13 protein-coding genes and 2 pseudogenes are annotated in these 21,506 nt (G+C 74.1%); 3 read left to right on the forward strand and 12 right to left on the reverse strand.

The window, feature by feature from the left end; genetic code table 11:
* Positions 1-76 precede the first annotated feature (76 nt).
* The 12 genes and pseudogenes from OP04_RS45050 to OP04_RS55150 form a co-directional block, all read right to left on the reverse strand.
* Entirely contained in the window at positions 77-388 is a 312-nt protein-coding gene (locus OP04_RS45050; protein WP_051800036.1) for a YbaB/EbfC family nucleoid-associated protein, read from the reverse strand.
* Positions 385-3,495, reverse strand: a complete 3,111-nt coding sequence (locus OP04_RS45055) for a right-handed parallel beta-helix repeat-containing protein (RefSeq protein WP_033346204.1) — start codon at positions 3,493-3,495, stop codon at positions 385-387. The genes OP04_RS45050 and OP04_RS45055 overlap by 4 nt, the downstream gene beginning before the upstream one ends.
* Positions 3,492-6,344, reverse strand: coding sequence for a hypothetical protein (locus OP04_RS45060; protein ID WP_033346205.1), 2,853 nt, complete (start codon positions 6,342-6,344; stop codon positions 3,492-3,494). The genes OP04_RS45055 and OP04_RS45060 overlap by 4 nt, the downstream gene beginning before the upstream one ends.
* A 1-nt stretch (position 6,345) precedes the next feature.
* Positions 6,346-7,659, reverse strand: a complete 1,314-nt coding sequence (gene eccB / locus OP04_RS45065; protein ID WP_033346206.1) for a type VII secretion protein EccB — start codon at positions 7,657-7,659, stop codon at positions 6,346-6,348.
* 9 nt (positions 7,660-7,668) lie between these two features.
* Complete coding sequence (gene eccD / locus OP04_RS45070) at positions 7,669-8,985, reverse strand: type VII secretion integral membrane protein EccD (protein ID WP_033346207.1); 1,317 nt, start codon at positions 8,983-8,985, stop codon at positions 7,669-7,671.
* Positions 8,982-10,787: pseudogene (gene eccCb, locus OP04_RS56930) on the reverse strand (type VII secretion protein EccCb); the annotation flags it as partial. The pseudogene eccCb and the gene eccD, both read right to left, overlap by 4 nt.
* Before the next feature lie 74 nt (positions 10,788-10,861).
* A pseudogene (eccCa, locus tag OP04_RS56935) lies at positions 10,862-12,944 on the reverse strand (type VII secretion protein EccCa); the annotation flags it as partial.
* Complete coding sequence (locus tag OP04_RS45080) at positions 12,941-13,192, reverse strand: hypothetical protein (RefSeq protein WP_033346209.1); 252 nt, start codon at positions 13,190-13,192, stop codon at positions 12,941-12,943. The gene OP04_RS45080 and the pseudogene eccCa, both read right to left, overlap by 4 nt.
* Positions 13,193-16,306 (reverse strand): hypothetical protein, encoded by a 3,114-nt coding sequence (locus OP04_RS45085; protein ID WP_033346210.1) that lies wholly within the window; start codon positions 16,304-16,306, stop codon positions 13,193-13,195.
* A gap of 7 nt (positions 16,307-16,313) precedes the next feature.
* Positions 16,314-17,225: a hypothetical protein gene (locus OP04_RS45090; RefSeq protein ID WP_033346211.1), complete on the reverse strand. Its 912-nt coding sequence runs from the start codon at positions 17,223-17,225 to the stop codon at positions 16,314-16,316.
* 71 nt (positions 17,226-17,296) lie between these two features.
* Positions 17,297-17,590, reverse strand: a complete 294-nt coding sequence (locus OP04_RS45095) for a WXG100 family type VII secretion target (RefSeq protein ID WP_033346212.1) — start codon at positions 17,588-17,590, stop codon at positions 17,297-17,299.
* Positions 17,591-17,617: 27 nt separating this feature from the next.
* Complete coding sequence (locus OP04_RS55150; RefSeq protein ID WP_033346213.1) at positions 17,618-17,953, reverse strand: WXG100 family type VII secretion target; 336 nt, start codon at positions 17,951-17,953, stop codon at positions 17,618-17,620.
* Between the two features lie 244 nt (positions 17,954-18,197).
* Here OP04_RS55150 and OP04_RS45105 point away from each other — a divergent pair, with 244 nt between their 5' ends.
* Genes OP04_RS45105 through OP04_RS54200 form a run of 3 tightly spaced genes read left to right on the forward strand, consistent with a single transcriptional unit; the run spans position 18,198 to position 21,310 of the window.
* The gene (locus tag OP04_RS45105) at positions 18,198-18,617 is read left to right on the forward strand and encodes a YbaB/EbfC family nucleoid-associated protein (protein WP_033346214.1); all 420 of its coding nucleotides are present in this window, start codon (positions 18,198-18,200) and stop codon (positions 18,615-18,617) included.
* On the forward strand, positions 18,614-19,438 hold the full coding sequence (locus OP04_RS45110) for a hypothetical protein (protein ID WP_033346215.1): 825 nt from the start codon (positions 18,614-18,616) through the stop codon (positions 19,436-19,438). Before OP04_RS45105 ends, OP04_RS45110 begins: the two co-directional genes overlap by 4 nt.
* 6 nt (positions 19,439-19,444) lie before the next feature.
* On the forward strand, positions 19,445-21,310 hold the full coding sequence (locus OP04_RS54200; RefSeq protein ID WP_051800038.1) for a WXG100-like domain-containing protein: 1,866 nt from the start codon (positions 19,445-19,447) through the stop codon (positions 21,308-21,310).
* Positions 21,311-21,506: the final 196 nt, after the last annotated feature.

A 21,506-nucleotide genomic window follows, 5' to 3' on the forward strand; every position in this document is an offset into this window, starting at 1 on the left:
CGCTCCACCCCGCCAGGGACCTGATTCTCGTCGGCCGCGCGGACGACGGCGGCGCTGTTCCCCGTCGGGCCGCGCCTCAGTACAGGTGGATCGTCACCTCGCCCATCCACTCGGAGGCCATCCGGCCCGCGGCCGCCGCGGCGGCGCGGACCGCCTCGGCGACGGCGGTCTCCAGAGCGGCCACGTCCGTGATCGCGGACGGGTCGATCCGGACCGAGCGCAGCTCGCCACCGCCGGAGGCCAGCACCACGACGGCGCCGTCGGCGGAGCGGCCGGTGACCGTGGCACGGTCCAGGTGGCGCTGGGCCGCGCGCATGCGTTCCTCCAGTGCCTGCCCGGCCGCCAGCAGGTCCGCCACGGACGGCGGCTGGTCCTCGGAATCGCTCATCCGACGGCCGCCAGTCCGCCGGCGGCGGGCGTGCCGTTCAGGTCGGCGAGCGTGAGCGTGCGGGAGGCGGCGCGGCGGGTCAGCGAGGCGGACAACGCGTGGGCGCCGCGGACCGTGCGGTCGGGCAGCCGCGCGGCGAGGACGGTCAGCGCGGCGCGGACGTCGTCGGGGATCTCGTGTCCGCTGCGGATCAGGTGGCGCAGCGTGATCTCGGCGAGTTCGCCTGCGTCGGGTTCCGCGATCGTCCACTGTGATCCGAACACGTCGGCGGGGACGGGATCGGGTGCGCCGATCAGCACCACGATCGGATCACCCGGATCGGCCCGCACGCGCTCGGCCAGCGCCTCCAGGACCTCCGGCTCGCCGCCCGGGTGGTCGACGATCAGCACTCCCCCGGCCGCGTCGCGCATGGCCGCGTCGACGAGGCTCCACGCCTGGCCGGGCCAGCGCGGTGCGAGCCCGCCGGCCGTGGAGACGCGCACGACCTGCCCGACCGGGATCAGGTCCAGCTCGGACAGCGCGGCCGCGTAGAGCCTGGCCAGCTCGGACCGTCCGGAGCCGGTCGCGCCGGTGAGCAGCACGTTCCCGTGCCGCCCGTACGTGCGGCGGCGTGCCCGGAGCGCGCACAGCCGCAGCACCGTGGCCTGGAACGCGTCCTTGGCGTCGGCCGCACCGACCAGCTCCGTCACCCGGCGCCAGGTGCGACTGGCGGTCAGCGCACGGGCCGGGTCGAGGGCCGTGTCCGGCGGGTCGTCGCGTCCGACGGGCAGCTCCTCCAGCTGCGCGAGCTCCGGGGCGAGGTCCTCGGCGGTGAGGCGGTTGAGGTCGGTGTCGCGGGCCGGTGGCGCGGCGGCCAGCCGGGACGCCTGGTTGTTGATCATGGCCTCGAACAGCTTCCGGGCCACCCGCCCGTTACCGAACGTGGCGTTGCGCGGCACCCGGGAGAAGTACGTGCCCAGCGCCCCGACCGCGTCGTCGGTCAGCTCGTAGTAGTGCTTCGACGCCAGGTTCGACGTGATGGTGACCAGCTCGTCCACCGAGTAGTTCGGGAACTCGACCGTCCGCGTGAACCGGGACGCCAGGCCCGGATTGGACTCCAGGAACCGTTCCATCAACTCCGAGTAACCGGCGACGATCACCACGAACTCGTCCCGGTGATCCTCCATGATCTTCATGAGCGCGTCGATCGCCTCCTGCCCGAAATCCGGCCCGGAGCCGCCCGAACCGGCCGACAGCGTGTAGGCCTCGTCGATGAACAGCACACCGCCGAGCGCCTTCGTGACCAGCTCGGTCGTCTTGATCGCGGTGGAACCGATGTACTGGCCGACCAGGTCCGCGCGCGCCACCTCGATCATGTGCCCCTGCGACAGGATGCCGAGCTCCTTGAGTACCGCGCCGTACAGCCTGGCGACCGTGGTCTTACCGGTTCCGGGCGGCCCGGCGAAGACGAGGTGGCGGCTCATCGGTGGCATCGGCAGGCCCATCCGCTGCCGCGCCTGCGACATCTTGATCAGGTTGATCAGCGCGGTGACCTCGTGTTTCACGCCGCTCAGCCCGATCAGCGAATTGAGTTCGCGCAACGGCCCGTCGGCCTCGCCGTCCGCCGCCTCCGGCGCCACAGGATCAGAATCAGGATCGACCGGGGGTACGCCGTCCTCCACCACGCACCGGGTCACCACCGACCGGGACGCGGGGTCGGCCTCGACACCCCCGCCGCAGCCGAGGATCTCGCAGTCGGTCAGCGTGCCCCGGGCGCCCGCGCGCAGCACCACGCCGGTGCCGCGCGCGTCCCGGACCCGCAGCCGGGAAGCCGTGAGCTCGCCGCCGGCGGCCACGGTCAGCGCGTCGCCGGGCGCGCCGACGATCTCACAGTCGTCCACGGTCAGCACGGCCGCGCCGACCGTCACGTCCGCGCCGCGGACCGTGCAGGCGTGCATGGCCAGCGTCGCGCCGGTGTCGCAGCGGACCGCGCCGACCCGCGAGTCCCGCAGCGTGGCCCGAGCCCGATCGTCGACAGACAGCGAGGGTACGCCGTCCGCGCGCACCCGCAGCCCGGTCGCGTCCAGCGACGCGCCGCCGGAGATCCGCAGGCCCGCACCGTCCGCGCGCAGCCGCTCCACGGTCACGGACGCGCCGCCGCCGAGCAGCATCGCGGTCTCCGTCGTACCCCTGATCGTGCCGCCCTCGACGCGGACCTCGCCGGCCCCCTCGACCGCCAGCCCGTGCCGCGCGTCGTGGAACACGCAGTCGGTGAACACCGGACGGGCCGCGCCGGTGACGTGCGCGGCCGTGTGCCCGGCCGCGAACTCACACCCGGTGAACCGCGGTGCCGCGCCGCCCGCCACGTGCACGGCCTGGACCGGTGCGCCGGAGAACCGGGAGCCGGTGACGACCGCGTCGATCGCGCCGCGCAGGAACAGGTCGACGTTCGCGCTGCCGGTGACCGTCAGCCGGTCGATCCGGGCCGTGGCGCGCTCGTCGACCACCACCGCCGGTTTACCCGCGCCGGAGATCTCGCAGTCGTCGACGGTCAGGCGCGCGTCGCCGTTAGCGCTGATGCTGTTCGCGCCCGAGTCCCGGACCGCGCATCGGCGCAGCGTCAGCGTGCCGCGCTCGCCCGCGACCACGCCGGTCGTGGCCACCCGCTCGATGACCGTGTCCTCGATCGTGCTGGCGCCGGGCGAGGTGACCACGACCCCGGCACCGGCGGGCGCCTCGATCCGGCAGCCGCGCAGCGCCACCGTGCCGTCGATCCGGGCCAGCAGCGACACCCAGGACGCGCCGGAGATCACGCAGCCGTCGAGCGCGGCCTCACCGGAGTAGACGTCCACGGCCGCGAGCTTCGGATCCGCGCCGGTCAGCGTGATGCCGCGCAGCTGGGCGCCGTCGCCGTGCACGACGAGCACACTGCCGGAGTCCGCGTGCACCTCGACCGGGCCGTCCCCGGCCGCGCCGATCGTGATCCGGCCGCCGACGACCAGGCGCTCCGCGTACCGGCCGGGATGGACCTCGATCGTCGCGCCCGGTTCCGCGCGGGCCAGCGCCGCACCGATCGTCGGGTACGCGCCGGGACGGCCGCCCCCGACCGTCAGGATCTGCCGGTTCATCGTTCCTCCTCGGTCAGGCCCGGCAGCCGGCCGAACCGGGCGGCGGACGCCCCGGTCAGCCGTGCCTTGGCGGGCGACGCCGACCAGCGGTCCAGGCTGCGGCGCATGGACGTGACCGCCAGCTCGTCCAGCGAGATCCGGTTGCGGTCCACCCGGCCGTCGCCGTCGATCTCGGTCGCGCCTATCTCGCGCATCAGGATCAGGCCGCGCGCGTCGCCGGACGGCTCGGACAGCTCCAGGATCTTGAAGTTGGTGCCGGGCAGGAACAGCACGCGGTCGTCGGCGTGGTCCGGGCCGTCCGGTTCCAGCAGCGCGGTCCGGCGCGCCGTCATGGCCCAGATCAGCACGTCCGTGTCGCCGTCCTGGCCGACGCTCGGCGCGGTCAGCGCGTGCAGGAAGCCCCACTCGGTGACCAGCTTCCGGTCCCGGTAGAGCGCCCAGCGTGCGGCGTCCGGCGTGGACCGGACGATCGTGGCCCCCCGGTACGACGGGAGCCGGTGCAGCCCCGCGACCGCGCACCGCGCGAACGGCACGTGCGGTCCGTTGCGCGCGGACCGCAGCCCCGCGTCGACCGCCTCGCCGCGGCCGGTCAGATAGAGGCGGACCGCGACCGCGTCGGCCAGCACGTCGTCGGTACGCGCCCCGCCCGTACCCTGCATGCCCGGGTGTTCGGACACGAGCCGGGCCACGGAGCTGGCCATCGTGCCGAAGTCGCCGCTCAGCGTGCGGCGCAGCCAGTCGCGCTCCTCGTCGAGCGCCCGGTCCGGCAGCAGCGCCGACGCCTTCGCCTCGGGCACCGGCTGCACCCGCACCCCGCCCGCGACGCCTTCCGGCACGCCCCCGTCCCCGGTGGGCGAGCCGATTCCCGCGGGTGAACCGGGATCGGCCGGTGCCGCCCGGTCCGTGGGCACCACGTCAGCCGCGTCCGGCGGGGAGACCGGGGCCGGCGCGTCTCCCCCGGTCAGCGACGCGGCGATCGGCACGTGATCCACCGGGACGGCGAACGCGGACGGCGGCGCGATCTCGATGGACGGCACGCCACCGACCGGCGAGGCCTGCGCGGTCGGCGGCGGAGGCGGCGTCGCGGCAGGCGGCGGTAGTGCGGCAGGCGGCAACGCGGGAGGCGGCAGCAGCGTGCTGCCCGGCGCACCGGCCAGCCAGAACCGGTCCACGCCGGAGGTTCCGGACACCGGAGGCGGCCCGGCGGGTGACGGTCCGGGCGTCGGCGCGCCGACCGGCGAGGCCGCACGCTCGGGAACCTGCGAGGCGTCGCGCCCGGCGGTCCCGGACCCAGCGCTCACGGACCCGGTGCTCCCGGCCCCGGCGGCCCGCGGGACCCCCGGTGGAGCTCCGGCGGCCGATGGGGACACGGACGCGAGTGCGGCCGTCACCGGACCGCCGGTGACCGGCGAGGACGGAGCCGCCGTCCCGTCGACCGGCGTGCCCTCGACCGGCGGGGCCAGGTCGGCGGTCGGTGCGGCCGGGACGCGGGCGACGCCGACCGGTGCCGGTGGGTGCGCGGGACCGCCGGTCAGGCCCGCGTCCGCGCGGGAGAACGAGATCGTGGCGCTCGCGCGTCCGGGCGGCCTGCGGCCCGGGGCCAGCACGGACGCCGGATAGAGCGCCGCGGTCACGTCCGGTTCGACGCGGGCGGCGAGGTCCTCGGCGAGTTCGCGCAGGCGGGCGGTTGCCGGCGCACGGCCGTCCTCGAAGATCAGCGTGCCGCCGTCCGGGTCGAGCGGGACCGCGCGTACCTGGTCCGCGTGGGGTGGCTCGTCCGCGGGGCGCATCCAGAGTCCGGCCTGGACGACCTCGATCACGGCGTCCGGCGCGTACCAGTAGACGCGGGGTGTGATCTCCTCGGCCTGGGGCAGGGGCGGCCGGTGCCCGGCGACCGCGGGCCGCCGCGCCACGGACTGCGGGTGGGCGCGCGGCGCATAGGTCAGTGCGGTGGCGTAGGTCGGCCAGCCGAGCGTGCCGTCGGTGCGGACCGTGCGGACGGAGAAGCGCTGCGGCGCGCCGACCGGGACCCCGGTATAGCAGGTGACGTCCGTGCCGAGCAGGTCGGCGAGCGCCTGCCCGAACGCCTCGTGCTCGGGCAGGCGCACGTCGCCGTACTGGACGAACCGGACGGTGGCGCGGGCCGCGTCCGGTAGCGCGCGCCAGAAACGGACCACGTCGTCGAGCGGCAGCGGTGCGGTGCCGGGACAGCCGAGCAGCACCGTCATCGTGTCCGGGTGGACCGGCACGTCCGCGATGAGGCGGCGCCGGTGCCGATCGACCGCGTCCGGGTGGCGCACGTCGTGGATCCAGACGCCGCCGGGCAGCGGTTCGATCTCGGTGAGCGCGCTGGCCGGTCGCGGGTCGACGACGGCCGAGTCCCACACCGGTGCCGGGTAGCGCTTGGCGTCCCACGCGGGCGGCCGTCCGGGCCGGAACCGGACCCACCCGCTGCCGGGCCGGGCGTGCACGAACAACGCCCCGGCAGCGCCGCGGACCAGGTCGCCGTCCGGTGCGATCACGGTCCGGCCGAGCCGTTCGGACAGCCACTGCCCGGCGAGCGCGGCCGAGGCCCGGTGCTCCCCGCACGCGACGAGCCGGATGCCGCGACGGCGCCGGGGCAGGGCCGCGGCCATCGCCTCCCAGGAGCCGATCGGCGGGCCGTCACCGAGGTCGAGCACGACGATGTCGTTGTCGGCGTCCTCGGCCACGGACAGCGCGAGCGACTGCGCCTCCGGGCTGATCGTGTCGCTGGCGTGCAGGACGAGCGCGTTGCCGACGATGTGCCGGGCCAAGCCGTCGGGTAACGGCCGGCCGGCACGAAACAGATCACGGATGGGTGGTGCCATGTCATCCCCTCGCGGCGGACGGACTGAGCGCGGGCCCGTGCGGCAGCAACGCCAGCAGGCCGCGCGGGAACGGGACCGCGACGGCCCGGTCGAGCCCGAGCGCGGGCACGGCGTCGGTGCCGGCCAGCGGATAGGCGGTGCCGGTGTCGTCGACGTACCAGGGTTCGCGCGGATCGTGGCCGATCACCGGCGCGGCGTACACGCTCATGCCGGTGCCTGGTTCGGCGTGCACGCCGCCGGTCGCGCCGGGCGTCCCGCGCGGCGTGACCACGACCTCCTGGGCGAGTACGCCGTCACCGGCCGGGCGCTGGCGCAGGCAGAGCACGGTGCCGGGCGCGTCGGCCGGGCGCAGGCCGGTCAGGTCCGGCAGCCGGTCCATCAGCGTGCGGTCCGCGGACCGGTCGGCGGCGACGATCGCGGCCGCGTCCACCTCGACCGGTTTCCCGGTCGTCGCGGTCAGCAGCAGGAACTCGGTGGCGCTGAGCGCGGCCAGCCCGTCCGCGCGGAGCACGAAGATCTGGTCCGCCTGCCGGAACAGCGTTCCCACCGGGTAGGACCGCCCGGCGACCCGGGGCCCGGCCGAGCCCGCGCCGGGGAGCGCGGCCGGGGCGAGCGCGACGCCGTCCGGCAGCCAGCCGAGCCAGACCGCGGGCGCGGGTACCGGCCGGACGGTGGCGGCACCGAGCGCGACCAGCACAGCCGGGTCGTCGACGCGGTGCTTACGCCCGCCGGTCAGCAGGTAGACCCGGTCGCCGTCGCGGGCGAGCGCGAACGTGCCCGGCGCGACCGGCGTCGCGGGCGCGCGCGGGTCGAGCACGACGCCGAGCCGGTCGCCGGCCTCGTCCGTCACCGAGCCGGCGAGGCAGGCCAGCCACGGCCCGGCGCGCAACCGGTCCGGATCCGGCACGGTCTGCGGCGCGTCCGGGATGCCGACCTGCGGCCCCCGCGGGAGACCGGCCAGCGACGCGGCGGAGATGAGCTTCACCGTGTTCCGGCCGCCCTGGATGAGCATCGCGGACGTCAGGTTCGCGGTGGGGTGCAGCACGCCGTCGAGGTAGACGTAGCGGGTGCCGGTCTCCTTCTCCACCAGGATCGCGCCGGGCGTGGCCCAGGCACGGCTGCCACCGGGCACGAGCCAGCCGTAGACGCCGAACCCCGCGGTGACCAGCAGGGCGAGGACGACGCCGACCAGCAGGCCGGTCTGGGCGCGGCGGCCGGGCAGCTCGGCACCGGTCGGGTCGCCCTCCACCAGAGCGGAGCCGATCCGGCCCATCATGAACGTGTGCGCGTGGACGTGGTCGCGCTGGGTCTGCACGCGGCCCGCCTATCCGGCCAGGCCGCGGGCCCAGGCGTACACGCCGACGAGCTGGCCGAGCACGGGCAGGACCGCGACGCCGGTGGCGACGTCGAGGAAGCGCGCGGTGTACTCCCAGAACGGGAGCATGCGGCGCGGCCAGGGGCGGGCTGCGGCCATGACCAGCGGGATCACGAGCACGGCGAGGGCGGCGATCAGCGGGTACCGCCAGCTGCCGGAGAGTTGTGCGACGACCATCAGGGTGCCGACCGTACCGGCGGTGACCAGGCCGATCCGCTGCCAGAGACCGCCGAACGCCCGTACGCGCAGCAGGACTGCCCCGGTGAGCAGCGACACGAACGTCACGCCCGCCCACCCCGGCGCGGCCAGCGTGTGATGGAGGAGAACCGGCAGCAGCAGCGCGGTGGTCAGCATGGCCACGGTCAGGTACGTGTCCGCGTCCGCGGTCCGGCCGGCGACCAGGGCCGCGTCCTCGGGCGCGATGTCGAAGGTCATCTCCGCGCCGGACTTCGGCAGTTGCGGCCCGCGCAGCCGGGACAGTTTCACGGCCAGCCGGGGTGCCTGCACGACCAGCAGGAACAGCAGCGCGGCCACGACCGCGGCGGTGCCGGGCAGGCCGAGTCCGGTCGCGGCGCGCAGCCCGGCCACGATCAGCACGGCCACGGCCGTGAGCCCGGCGGTGAGCACCGGTGCGGGCCGGATGTGCGGTGTGACCGTCCGCTGTCCGAGCAGCAGGATCGCGGCGACCGCGGTCACGGCACCGGCGGCGGGGGCGATCCCGCCCGCGGCCAGCGCGCCGAAGCCCGCCGCCCCGGCACCGCAGAGCAGTGCGAACGCGGTGTCCGGCTGTCGTCTCCCGCAGATCAGCGCGGCGCCGAGCAGCACAGTCGCGAGCCCGCCGGAGATCCCGGCCCGGACCGCCGTGACGTCCACGGTGGACACCAGGTGGGCGAGCGCGCCGAGCGTGATCGCGGACAGCACCAGGAACAGCGTGCGGCGGTACTCGGGCTGCCAGCGGTCGTCGCGGCGGTTGACGATCGTGGCGACGCCGTCCGCGATATCGTCGAAGTCCAGCTCGGGCAGCGGGTTCTCGGCCGGGCGCAGATGCAGTTCCTCGCCCTCCAGCCAGTCGAGGCTCTCCGGCGTGCCGGACAGCGCGAACGGCTTCTCACCGAGCCGTTGCAGCACCCAGGCACGGTCGCCGTGCGTACCGTCCGAGGTCTTGTCCAGCAGGGACGGCAGCATGGCCGCGACCGTGGTGGTGACCGGGACGGCCAGGTCGGCGCGGCGGACCGGGCCGACGACCGTGATGCGGGCGATGCTCACCGGGGGTTCTCTCTCGTCGTCACGTGTCCGGTCTGGATGAGGCTGACGCCGCGGCGGGTGACCAGTTGCGCGCGGCCGGGCGGGAGACGGCGCGGCACGGCCTCGCCGAGGAAGCGGCCCTCCTCCTTCGGGTAGGACAGCAGCACGCCGGGCGTGCCGAGCTCCCACATGCGGCGCACGACCGGGTCGGTCATCGCGCGGACCGCACCGGACGTGCTGCGCGCGACGATCAGGTGCATGCCGACCGGTACGCCCTGGGCCAGCAGCGGCAGCAGCGGTTCGAGCGTGGAGCCGAGCCCGGATCCGCGGGTGAGCAGGTCGTAGTCGTCGACGACCACGAACAGCTCCGGCCCGTCCCACCAGTCGCGGCGGCGCATCCGCTCGGACGACACGTCCGGTCCGGGCACGCGCTTGTTCATCGAGCCCTGCGCCTGCCCGGCCAGCTCGAACAGCCGGTCGCCGGTGAACGCGGACCCGACCTGGTAGGCGGCGCCGATCGCGGTGTCCAGGTCGCGGCGTGCGTCGCCGATGACGACCTTCGCCCGGTCGGGCGGGTACCGCCGGGCGATCGCACGCAGCACCAGGCGCAGCAGGTTCGTCTTGCCGGTCTCCGCGTCACCGAAGACCAGCAGGTGCGGCGTGGCCATGAAGTCGTGCCAGACCGTGGCCAGCCGCTGCTCGTCGCGGCCGAGCGCCACCCGGAACGCCTCCTCCGGGTCCGGCAGCTCGTCGGCGGGCAGCCGGGCCGGCAGCATGCGCACCGGTGGCGCGGGCGGGCCGGTCCAGAACGTGCCGATCTCCTCGACGACCGCCCTGGTCGCCTCCGCCAGGTCCGCGGTCCCGGAGCCGCCGTCCATCCGCGGCAGCCCGCCGAGGAAGTGCAGGCCGGCGGCGGTCAGGCCGCGACCGGGCTGGTGCGGGACGGTCGCGGCCTTGCGCGAGCCGATGTCGGACTCCATCGCGTCGCCGAGACGCAGCTCCAGCTTCGTGCCCATCAGGTCGCGCAGCCAGGTCCGCATCTCGGACCAGCGGGTCGCGGTGACGATCACGTGCACGCCGAACGACAGGCCGCGCGACGCGAGCTCCTGGAACGCGCCGTCGAGGTCGGCGAAGTCCTGCTTCATCGTGTACCAGCCGTCGATGACCAGGAACACGTGCCCGTGCCGGTCGGTGATCTCGCCGCGGTCGCGCGCGTCCAGATAGGACGTCATCGAGTCCAGGCCGCGCTCGGCGAACACCGCCTCGCGGCGCTCCATCACCTGGCGTACCTCCTGGATCGTGCGGACCACCCGGTCACGTTCCATCCGGGTGGCGACCGATCCGGCGTGCGGCAGCGCGGCGATCGCGGCCAGACCGCCACCGCCGAAGTCCAGGCCGTAGAACTGCACCTCCTCCGGCGTGTGGGTGAGCGCCAGGCCGAGCAGCAGCGTCCGGAGCAGCGTCGACCGGCCGCTCTGCGGCGCGCCCGCGATGCCGACGTGCCCGTCCGCGCCGCCGAGGTCCGCGACGAGCAGCTCGCGCAACTGGTCGGCGGGCCGGTCGACGATCCCGATCGGCACGCGCAGGCCACGACGGGCGGCCGGGTCGGCGACGGTCATGCCCCGCTCCGGGTCCGGGACGACGCCGGGCAGCAGCGTGTCCAGGCTCGGCGCGGCGGACAACGGTGGCAGCCACACCTGCCGGGCAGGCGGCCCCGACCCGGCGAGCCGGTCCAGCAGCACCTCGACCAGGCTCGGGCCGGTCGCCTCCTCCTCCGGTTCGTCGACGGGCACGGGCGCCACCGGGCGCGTGTCGTGGCGCGCACCGGCCCGCCGGGTACCGAACGGGACGATCCCCGCGGACTGCGGCGCCTCGGGCTCGTCCGCACCGGCGACCGGGCGGACACCGGTGTACGGGCCGGACACGTACGCGGCCCGGAACCGGACCAGGTTGCCCGCGTCGACCTTCAGGTAACCGTTGCCGGGCTCCGGCGGCAGCTCGTACGCCTTCGCGACGCCGATCACCGCGCGTGACTCCATCGACGAGAACGTCCGCAGCGCCATCCGGTACGACAGGTGGCCCTCGACCCGGTTGATCCGGCCCTCGTCCAGGCGCTGCGAGGCGAGCAGCAGGTGCACGCCGAGGCTGCGCCCGAGCCGCCCGATCGAGACGAACAGGTCCATGAACTCGCTCTTGCTGCTCAGCAGCTCGGAGAACTCGTCGACGACGATCAGCAGCACCGGGAACGGTGTGAGCGCCGCACCGGACACGCGCGCCTTCTCGTAGTCGAACAGCGACGCGTATCCGCTGGCGCGCAGCACCTCCTGACGGCGCGTCATCTCGCCGTTCAGCGCGTCCTGCATGCGGTCGACCAGCGGCAGCTCGTCCGCGAGATTCGTGATCACCGCGGACGTGTGCGGCAGCCGCTCCATGCCGAGGAACGTGGCGCCGCCCTTGAAGTCGACCAGCACCAGGTTCAGGATCTCCGACGAGTGCGTGGCCGCCAGCCCGCAGACCAGCGTGCGCAGCAGCTCCGACTTGCCCGAGCCGGTCGCGCCGATCAGCAGCCCGTGCGGGCCCATCCCGCCCTGCGCCGACTCCTTCAGGTCCAGCTCGATCACCTCGCCGTCCTCGGTCACGCCGATCGGCACGGACAGCCGGTTCCGCTGCGGCACCCGGGTACGCCACAGCGCCGCGACGTCGAACGTTCCCGCGTCCCGGATGCCGAGCAGCGTGGTCAGCTCGAAGCTGTCACCGAGCGGCTCCTCGACCACGTCCAGCGTGCCCGAGGTGCGCTTCGGCGCGATGATCCGGGCCAGCGCCAGGCACGCGTCCGCGTCCAGGCCGTCCCGGGACGCGGAGCCGGTCGACGCGCCGGACGGGAACTCGACCACGTCGTCCCGGACGGTCAGGCGCAGCACCTTCGGGCCGCCCGGCATCGCGCCGGTCAGGTCCAGCAGCACCACGTTGCGCAGGCCCGCGCCGAGCAGCCGGGACGAGTCCGGCAGCGCGGCCAGGTGCGCGACGATCACCGTGAACGGTTCGGACGCCGACGGGCGCGCGGTCCGGTCGTGGTCGCCGCGGTCGGTCACCTCCGGGCCGAGCAGGTCCAGCAACGCGTCGTGCGTACCCGCGAACAGGCGCAGCGGGCCGGCGTCGTCGGCGTCGGCCGGGTGCGCGTTGTGCGGCAGCCACTTGACCCACTCCCACGGGCCCCGGTGCACCTCCGGCGCCAGCACCGCGATCCGCAGCTCGTCCGGCGCGTGGAACGTGGCCAGCTGCGCGACCATCGCGCGGGCCAGCCCGGTCGCGCCGGCGGAGTCGCCCTCGAACTCCACGCTCGTGAAACTGCGCAGGCCCACCGACGTCGGGATGCCGGACACCGACCGGTACGCCTCCGCGAACCGGCGCAACGCGATCGCGGACAGCGGCTCCAGATCCTCGATCGGCTTCGTCGACGGCGGGGAGAACGACAGCATCGCGGTCTGGCGGCCCAGCCCGATGCGTACCCGTGCGAAGTCGTCGTGGCTCGGCCGCCGTTCCCACAGGCGGCCGCCCATCGCCAGCGACCACAGCCATTCCGGTTGCGGGTTGTTCCACAGCACGTGCGCGCGCTGCCGGTCCGCGGCCGCGCGGGCCTGCGCGCGCAGCTGCGCGATGTAGCGCAGGAAGTCGCGGCGCTCGCCGGACATCTTCCGCTTGCGGTCCGCGGCCGCACGGCCGATCTGCACCGCGCCCATGATCAGCATTCCGGCGCCCATCGCGCCGCCCATCAGGTACATGACCGGCGCGCGGTTGTAGAGCCCGAACATGGCCATCATCGCGCCCATGCCCAGCCCCATCGGCACGATCATCACGAACGACCGGAAGTCCAGCGGCGCCTCCTCCGCCATCAGCGGCGGCTCCTGCAACTCCACCTGCCCGTCCGGCGCCTCCGGCGGGTCCGCGCGCGGCGGCCGCTTGACGGTCACCGTGCTCATCCGAGCACCCCGGTGTCGGTCGCGCCGCCGTCCCACGCCGCCCGGTCCTGGCGCAGCGCATAGCGGTCGGCCTTCACCGGTTCCGCCTGTTCCCGTGCCCGTTCCTCCCGGTAGGCGCGGTCCCGGGCCCGGATCTCCGCCAGCCGCTGCGCCACCGTCAGCGCGGGCCCGCCGCACATGGGCACGAAGTCGTCCGCGATCGGCCCGCCACCGTCCCGGTCGCGCCGCCACACCGCCCGTTCCGCCATCTACCGCTCCCCTCCCCGCACACCTGAGTGCCCGGTCAGCCATTCCGCGCCGTCGTCCCAGCCGGCCGGATCGTCCTCGCCGGGCCGCACCACCGGCACGCGCTCGTCCTCCGCCGGCGCACCCTTCCCACTTCTCAACACCGCCGGGGGTACGGAATCCGCCCGCGACCCGTTCCCCACCGCCCCACCGGCCGCGGCCATCCACGGCCCTTCGGCGGCGGGATCTGACGAATCGGATCGGGGCCACGGGTCCTGCGCGGGTCCTTCGTCGACCGGGCCGGAGCCGGGCGGTGTGTTCCCGCCGGGCGTGACCGGCCGGCCGGGCCCGGCGGAGCCGCGCGGGCCGTCGGCGGGCGCGGGCACGCCGGGCAACACCGGGGGCACCGGCATTCCTGCGGCGGGTGATGCCTCTGCCGGGCCCGGCTCCGGCATGCGCTCCGGAACCGGGGCCGGCAGCGGCGGCGGCGCGGGAACGCCGGGCGTGGCACGCAGATCCAGGCCCACACCGCCGGGCCCCGCACCGGGAGGTGCGTCCGGAATGCCCAGGTCGCCCGCGTCGATCGGGGACCAGTCCTCGTCGTCGCCGGTGACCAGCGCCGACGCGTCGGGTGCCTCCGCACGGTCACCGGCACCGCCGGCGCCACCGCCGGGCGTGCCCGGGAGCATCGGTGCCATCGGGCTTCCTGCGGCGGCAACGGCCGGGGCGTCGAGACCGGCGCCTCCGCGAGACGCGCCACTCGTCGTGTCCGGGACGTCCTGACCGCCGGTGTCGATCGGCGACCAGTCCTGGTCGTCGCCGGTGATCAGGCCGGACGCGTCGGGGGCCTCCGGCAGGCCGGGACCACCGGCACCGCCTGCGGGCGAGCCGGGCATCATCGGCATACCGGCACCGGGGGGCGTGACGGCGGGGGTGCCCGCGACGGCACCACCACCGGCCGAGGAACCGATCCCGGCACCGCCCACCACCGGTGTGTCCAGGCCGGCTCCACTCTCGACCGGCGCGTTCAGGCCGGTTCCGCTTCCGACCGGCGCGTTCAGGCCGGCGCCACCACGCGAAGTGCCGCCCGGAACATCCGGGATGTCCAGGCCGCCCGCGTCGATCGGGGTCCAGTCCTGGTCGTCGCCGGTGACCAGGCCGGACGCGTCGGGACTCTCCGGCAGGCCGGGGCCACCGGCACCGCCCGCCCCGCCCGCGGGCGAGCCGGGCATCATCGGCATCCCGGCACCCGGGGGCGTGGCAGCGCCGGTGGGCGGAGTGAGGCCGCCGCCCAGGCCGCTTCCTTCGCTGGCGCCGAGACCGGATGGCGGGCTGACCATGCCCGGCTCGGAGATCCCGGCGCCGAGGCCGCCACCGGCTCCGCTTCCGCCCGGGAGGTCGCCGACGGCCGGAACCCCGCCGATGCCGGACCCGCCGCTCCCACCAGACAGATCTCCTACGCCCGGAACGGAGGCGCCACCGGGCAGATCGCTCACGCCCGGAATGGAGGCGCCACCAGGCAGGTCACTCACGCCCGGGATCGCGCTGCCGTCCGGCAGATCACTCACGCCCGGAATCGAGCCACCATTGGGCAGGTCGCCCACGGCGGGGGTGGGCAGGCCGGAGCCCGGGGACAGGCCGTCCGGTACGCCGGGCAGGCCGAGGTCGTCGCCGATCGGTGTGAAGTCGGCGGCGTCGCCGTCGACCAGGCCCGCGGCGCCGGGGGCGTCGGGGTTGCGCGCGGAGGACGGACCACCGCTGCCGGGTGCCGGCAGCAGCCCGCCGCCCGGACCACCGGCGGCACCGGGCGGGGCTGCGATCGACGGCGCGTTCACGCCGGCCGTGTCGACGGCGGGCAGGTTCGCCGCCTCCGGTGCGGCCGGGACGTCGCCCACGCCGCCGGGCAGACCGCCCGGATCACCGGCGCCGGGCACTCCGGATGCGCCGTCGGGCAGGGCGCCGACGGACGGGGGCTCGGCCGCGCGGTTGCGGCCGGTACCCGTACCCGCTGATGGGGGTGGGGTGTCATCGAAGCCGGGGAGGCCGCCGGCAGCCGGACCGCCGGCACCGGGTCCGGGCGCGTCGTCCAGGCCGGGCGGCGTGACGGCGCCGGGATCGTCCACGCCGGGCGGGCCGTCGACGCCGGGCGGCGTGACCGCGCCGGGATCGTCCACGCCGGGCGGGCCGTCGACGCCGGGCGGCGTGACCGGCGCGTCCGGACCGGGCGGTGGCACGTTCGAGCCCGGGGGCGGGTCGACCGGCGGGGGCACCTCGGATCCGGGCGGTGCCTCGACCGGCGGGGGTGTCACGTCGACCGGCGGGGGCGTGGTGATGTCGGCCGGTGGCGGTGTGGTGATGTCCAGGGGCGGCGGCGTGGTGATGTCGATCGGGGCGGGGGTCGTGAAGTCGATCGGGGCGGGCGTGGTGATGCCCGCCGGGTCGGGGGTGGTGATGGACGGCTCGCCGGTACCGCCGGGCGGGGAGACGGAGCTGTAGGTGATCACGTACTGGCCGGCGAGCGTGTTCGCGACGGAGAGCATCTGGTTGGTCATCGGCCGCGCGTACTTACTCTTGCTGATCGCGATGTTGCCGCTCTCCGTCTTCGGCTGACCGTCGGCGGCGGCGAGTGCGGCCCAGGCCGAGTCGAGGTGCTGAAGCTGCTGCTTGGCCCAGCCGAGGTAGCGGGCGCTCGTCATCAGCTGGTTCATCACGGACGCGCTGTCGGCCATGCCGGTGCCGCCCGCGATGCGTTCGGCCTGGTTGCCGAACTGGTCGGCGAGGTTCTCCATCTTGGCCAGGAACGCGTCCGCGGCCGGGCCCTTCCAGGCACGGCCCTCGCCCGCGATCGCGGCCGCGCCGTCCCTGATCGTCCGCTCGAGGTAGCTGAACGTGTCGTAGGCCTGCTGGAACGCGGACGCGGCGTCGACCAGCGTGTTCTGATCGACCAGCCCGGCGGCGTAGTCACGGCCGTCCTGGTTCTCGATCGCGGAGCCGCCGGTGACGGCCGCCTTGATCTTGCGCCAGCCGGGCGGGTCCTCGGCGGCCCACGTCGACAGGTCGTTCTCGTCCTTGACGTCGACGTCCGAGGGCGGATAGGTGCCCTTCGCGTCGCGGGAGTCCGTCCATTCCTCGGCCATCGCGGTGTCAGTCCTCGTCGTCCGACGAGCCGGAGTCCGAACCCGAGTCCGAACCCGAACCCGAACCCGAGTCCGAGTCCGAGTCCGAACCGGAGCCGGAATCGCCGGAGTCGGAGTCGGTGCTGCCCTCGCCGGAGCTGGCGGTGCCGTACTCGGAGAGGCGGTTGATGCTGCCCCACGGGTCTTCCATGGCGTCGCCGAGCTGCTCGGCGGTCATCTTGTTGAACTCGTCCGCGGTCTCGTAGTCGGTCATCATCTGCCGGAGGCTGACCCGCAGGTCGAACAGGGCCTCGTGCGCGGCCCGCAACGCGCCCGCGGTGTCGCCGCGCAGCCCGGGGTTCGACTCGTCGGTGCCGGTGATCGACCGGCGCAGCAGCTCGGCCTTGGCGAACCGGCCCGGCTTCAGGTCGATCGCGTTGACCGCGGTCCGCGCGGTGAGCAGGATGCCGCCGCCCTCCGGCGCGATCGCGTCCAGCTGGCGGCAGAAGTGCTCGATCGCCTCATGGCTGACCGCGACGCTCTTGTTCGCGTTGTTGTCGCCACCGGCGTACTCGTGAACGCCCTCCGGTGCCTCGAAGTCCTCGCTCAGCTCGGACGAGTAGGAAACGCCCTCCTCGGGTTCCTCCTCGAATTCCACGCTGTCGTCCGACGGCTTCTCGTAGTTGTCGATCTTGTCCTTGTTGTCCGCGACGATCGCGTCCCACTTCTCCTTCGGAGTGATCTCCGTGGTGTAGTAGTCGTAGGCCGCGCGTTCCTCGTCGGTGAGGTCCTGGTCGTCGACCAGCTCGTCCGAGTCCTGGATCGTCTCGACGACCTCCCAGGCCCAGCCCGCCTCGTGACCGTGCTCGGTGCTGTAGTCGTCGAGCGGCTTGAGGTACTCGACCGCCTTGCTGTTCGCGTACGTGAAGTCGATCGCCATCGTCGCCCCTCACTGTCCGGGTGCCGGGACCGGCCGCGCGGGGCGGCCGGTCGTCCACTGGTGCGGCGGGTTCAGCGGTTCTGCCACATCGCGGCGTTGCGCTGCTCGGTGTTGCCGATCTGCTCGGAGATGCCGCCGAGCGTGGCTCGTGCCGCGTTGAGCGCGTTCGTCATCCCCTCCGCGGACTGGTGCCAGACGCGCTTGGCCTCCGTGTACTCGTCCTTCGGCCGGCCGACCCACTCCTGGACGTGCGGGTCCACCTGGCTCTGCAGGTCGGCGAGCGCCTGGTCCATCTGCTGCTTGACGTGCGCCATGTGGTCGAGCGTCTGGTTACCGACGCTGAAGTTGAATCCGTAGTCGGACATGTGTGCTCTCCCTCGTTGACCGGCGGATCAGAAGCCGGGAAGCGACGCCTGCAACTGCGCGGCGGCCTGGTCGGTTTCCTGCGCGGTGCTGATGTTCTGGTGCATCGAGGAGTCCATGACCTGGCGCATCCAGTCGAGCTTGTCGATGACGTTCTTGAGCGACCCCGACCAGGAGTCCATCGCCGCCTGGAACGTGTTCCCGGCCTCGCCGGTGAAGTACGGCCGGAGCGCGGACATCTCGTCCGCGACGCTGGAGCGCATGGCCTGGATCTCCGAGGACTTCGCCGAGAACTCCCGGGACGCGATGCGCATCCCCTCGATGGCGGTCGCCATCCCCTGGCCCGACGTGTTCGGCTGGGTCATCGCGATACTCCTCTCGCGTGCTGAGCGCGGAGACGACCTCCGGCGCTGCCCGGCCGAGTCTTCGGGGCCGGGAACACCCGGGCCATCCCGACGTGTCCGGATTGCACGAACAGCACCCGGCATTGCCCGGTTCGTCGCCGTTCGCGGCCCGGCGGCCGCCCGAGTGGGAAGAGGCGGTGCACGATCGCACCCGTACCCTCGGGGAAATGGTTCTTCCGGCGGCCTGGCCGCCTTGACTGGCCCGGTGAACTTCAGCGACCACATCGAGACGCTGTTCGCCGAGTACGAGCGGCATCGGGAGAGCGCGTCCGACCTTCAACGACGCCTGAACGAGGTCTCCGCGACCGCGACGTCCCCGCGGCGCGAGGTCACGGTCACGGCCGGGCCGCAGGGCGCGCTGACCGGTATCGCGTTCCCGACCGGCGCGACCCGGCGCCTGCCGCCCGCCGAACTGGCCGCGTTGATCATGAAGACGTACGCGGACGCACGCGAGCAGGTGATGGACGCCTCCGCCGCGCTCCTGGCGCCGATGCTGCCGCCCGGGATCGACGCGGCCGCCATGGTCCGCGGTGAGAGCAGCACGGACGCGCTGATGCCGCCCGGCGCACCGCCGATGGTCAACAGCGTCCGCGAGGCGCTCGGCCTGGACCGGAGCGACACATGAGCCAGCCGACCGGCGACTTCTGGGTCCGGCCGGACGGCGTCGACGCACTCGGCCGTGTCTACGACGAGCACACCTCCGACTACGACGCGCACATGGAGGCGCTCGCCGACATCCGCGCCCGGTACGCGGACGCGTTCGGCGACGACGAGATCGGGCGCGCGTTCCTGAAGCAGTTCACCGCGAACCTGGACACGATCGAGGGCATCATCGGCGGCGTGCAGGGCTCGCTCGGCTACGCCGGGTCCGGGCTGCGCCAGGCCGGGAAGTCGTACGCGGCGGCGCACGACGTCGCGCAGGAGGACGCACACTCACTGGAAGCCGCCTTCGACGAGTTCGGCGCGACGCCGATCGGGCCCTTCCAGACCGGGGTTGCGCCGTCGGACGCTTCCCAGGCCGGTGTGGACGCGCCGCTCGTCGCCGGGGTGCGGAACCGGGGTGTCCCGCTCGGTGGTGACATCACGCCGGACGCGGACAGCGCGCACGCGCTGACCCCGACGACGAAGGCGACGTCGCAGTACCGGCTGTCGCTGGAGTGGGCCGGCGCCACCATCGACGGCGAACCGCCACCCGACGGGTACGGGCTGATCGAGCTGCGACCGCTCCCCGACGGCATGGTCCGGCTCGACGCCAACCGGTACGAGTCGATCCTCCCCGTCGCCGCGGACAGCAGCGTCACCGCCACCGACGGGCACGAGGTCAAGCCGGAAGACGGCCGGTTCTTCCTGCTCAAGGAGAAGCCCGACGTCGACGCGGGCGCGGACGGCTACCGTCCCTCGGTCGTCACGTTCGACGCCGACGGCACGCTCGTCGCCGACGCCTGACCGGACATGGGCGACTTCCAGATCCCGCAGGACCCGCACTGGCAGTGGGTCTACAACTTCATCCTGGTGACGGTCGGTGAGCACTACCCGAAGGGCAGCCCCGACCAGATCGGCGCGCTCGCCGAGGAACTGGACGCGTTCGCCCGGTCGATCGCGGCGGGCGCCGCCAGCACCGGCGGGATCGGGCGGTCGCTCAACGGCAGCCTGGAGGGACCGGCCGCACGCTCGTTCGGCACGTACCAGGCCGGGATCACCGATCCGCTGGTCCCCGGCGCGCAACAGCTCGCCAACATCGGCCAGCTGCTCCAGCTCGCCCGCCAGGAGATCGACTACGGCCAGATCAACATCCTGGTCGCCGCGTTCACGATCCTGCTGGGCATCGTGGCCGCGATCGCCTCCGGCCAGTTCGGCGCCGTGCCGGGGCTGCTCAGCGCCGGCCGGCAACAGGTCAATCAGATCTTCAGCCAGACGTACGGCCGGCTGTCCCAGATCCCGGCCCGGATGGTCATCGAGGGGATCCAGGAGGGCATCCAGGAGGTCGCCGAGGGCGCCGTCAGCCAGATAATCCAGCTCGGACGCGGCACCCGGAAGAAGTTCGACAAGAAAAACATGGTGAACGACCTCTGGGCAGGCATCCACATCGGCTTGGTGACCAGCGGCGTCACCAAGGTCGGCGGCAAGTTCTACCCCGGCCTGGACAAGAACCACCACGGCAAAATCGGCAGCGGCGCGGTCGGCGAGACGATCGGCGAGGCGTCGTTCAGCGCGATCGTCGGCTCCTCCTTCGGCGGCGTCTCCGCCGCCGCCACCATGTCCTCGTCGATCCTCGCCGGATACGCGGAGAAGTCCGCCCGCGAACTCGGCACCAATCTCGGCTCCGGCGGCCCAGAGTCACCGCCACCGCCCCCGGCGACGCCGCGACCCACCACAGTCGACATCCCACGACCGGGTGGCGACCCTGGTGGCACCGGCCCGGCCGCGGGAGCCGGCGCGGGCACGGGAGCCGGAATAGGGCTGGGCGCCGATGGTCGTGGGGGCGGTGCGCCGGGGGCACGCGGCGGTGCGGCGCCGGGAGCAAGCTCGGGCGCCGGTTCCGGCAGCGACCTACCGGTCGCGGGATCGAACAGTGCCAGGCCGGACAGCCGTTCGGACGGCGGTGGCCTGAGTACCCGTTCCGGCGGCGCCGCGGGCGCCGGTTCCGGAAACGCGGCAGGTTCCGGCGGCAGCGCGGGCACCGGTTCTGGAAACGCGGCAGGTTCCGGCGGCAGCGCGGGCACCGGTTCTGAAAGCGCGGCCGGTTCCGGAAACGCGGCTGGTTCCGGAGCCGGAAGCATTCCGGGCATCGGATCGGGCGGCGATGCGAGCGGCGGTTCCGGAAGCTCGCATGGGGACGGCTCGAACGGCCTAACCGCCGGATCCAGCGGCGCAGCAGGGTCCGAATCTGCCGGTATCCCGTCGCCGGGCGGCAATCCCGCACTCAGCAGTAGTCCAGCACTCGGCAACAGTGCTCCGCCCGGCGGTAATGCTGCACTCGGCAACAGCGCGCCATCCAGCAACAACCATTCCTCCGGCGGCAACGCAGCGTCCAGCGGGAACACGGCGCCAGGAGGCGCGGCGAATGGTTCCGATCCTGGTGCGGCGGCCGGAGCGAGCGGGGACGTGGCCGTGGACCGGTCCGGCGTGCCGCAGGGAACCGCTACCAGAGGCGGCACCGGTGTGCCCGCCGCAGGCGGTTCCGCCGCAGGCGGTTCCGCCGCAGGCGGTTCCGCCGCAGGCGGTTCCGCCGCAGGCGGTTCCGCCGCAGGCGGTTCCGCGGGTCGGTTTCCGAGGCCGGATCCAGTACCCGCCCAGGCCAGTCCGAACAGCCTGTGACGACCGCTCCTGCCCAGGGCGGCCCGGTGACGACTGCCCCTGCCCAGAGCAGCCCGGTGGCGACCGCCGACGCCCAGAGCAGCCCGATATCGGCCGCCCCGGGTCCGTCAGACGCCGTCCCGCCTGCGGCAGCGACTCAACCCGGCGATTCCGGCAATCCCAGTCTTTCCGGTAATACCGCTCAGACGATCCCGCC

The sequence above is a fragment of the Catenuloplanes japonicus genome, assembly GCF_000717135.1.
GTDB classification, from domain to species: domain Bacteria; phylum Actinomycetota; class Actinomycetes; order Mycobacteriales; family Micromonosporaceae; genus Catenuloplanes; species Catenuloplanes japonicus.

What these genes read in the sequence shown, in the direction of transcription:
- OP04_RS45050 (WP_051800036.1), bottom strand. Translation starts at nt 388, where the DNA reads ATGAGCGATTCCGAGGACCAGCCGCCGTCCGTGGCGGACCTGCTGGCG.
- OP04_RS45055 (WP_033346204.1), bottom strand. Translation starts at nt 3,495, where the DNA reads ATGAACCGGCAGATCCTGACGGTCGGGGGCGGCCGTCCCGGCGCGTAC.
- OP04_RS45060 (WP_033346205.1), bottom strand. Translation starts at nt 6,344, where the DNA reads ATGGCACCACCCATCCGTGATCTGTTTCGTGCCGGCCGGCCGTTACCC.
- OP04_RS45080 (WP_033346209.1), bottom strand. Translation starts at nt 13,192, where the DNA reads ATGGCGGAACGGGCGGTGTGGCGGCGCGACCGGGACGGTGGCGGGCCG.
- OP04_RS45085 (WP_033346210.1), bottom strand. Translation starts at nt 16,306, where the DNA reads ATGGCCGAGGAATGGACGGACTCCCGCGACGCGAAGGGCACCTATCCG.
- OP04_RS45090 (WP_033346211.1), bottom strand. Translation starts at nt 17,225, where the DNA reads ATGGCGATCGACTTCACGTACGCGAACAGCAAGGCGGTCGAGTACCTC.
- OP04_RS45095 (WP_033346212.1), bottom strand. Translation starts at nt 17,590, where the DNA reads ATGTCCGACTACGGATTCAACTTCAGCGTCGGTAACCAGACGCTCGAC.
- OP04_RS55150 (WP_033346213.1), bottom strand. Translation starts at nt 17,953, where the DNA reads ATGACCCAGCCGAACACGTCGGGCCAGGGGATGGCGACCGCCATCGAG.
- OP04_RS45110 (WP_033346215.1), top strand. Translation starts at nt 18,614, where the DNA reads ATGAGCCAGCCGACCGGCGACTTCTGGGTCCGGCCGGACGGCGTCGAC.
- OP04_RS54200 (WP_051800038.1), top strand. Translation starts at nt 19,445, where the DNA reads ATGGGCGACTTCCAGATCCCGCAGGACCCGCACTGGCAGTGGGTCTAC.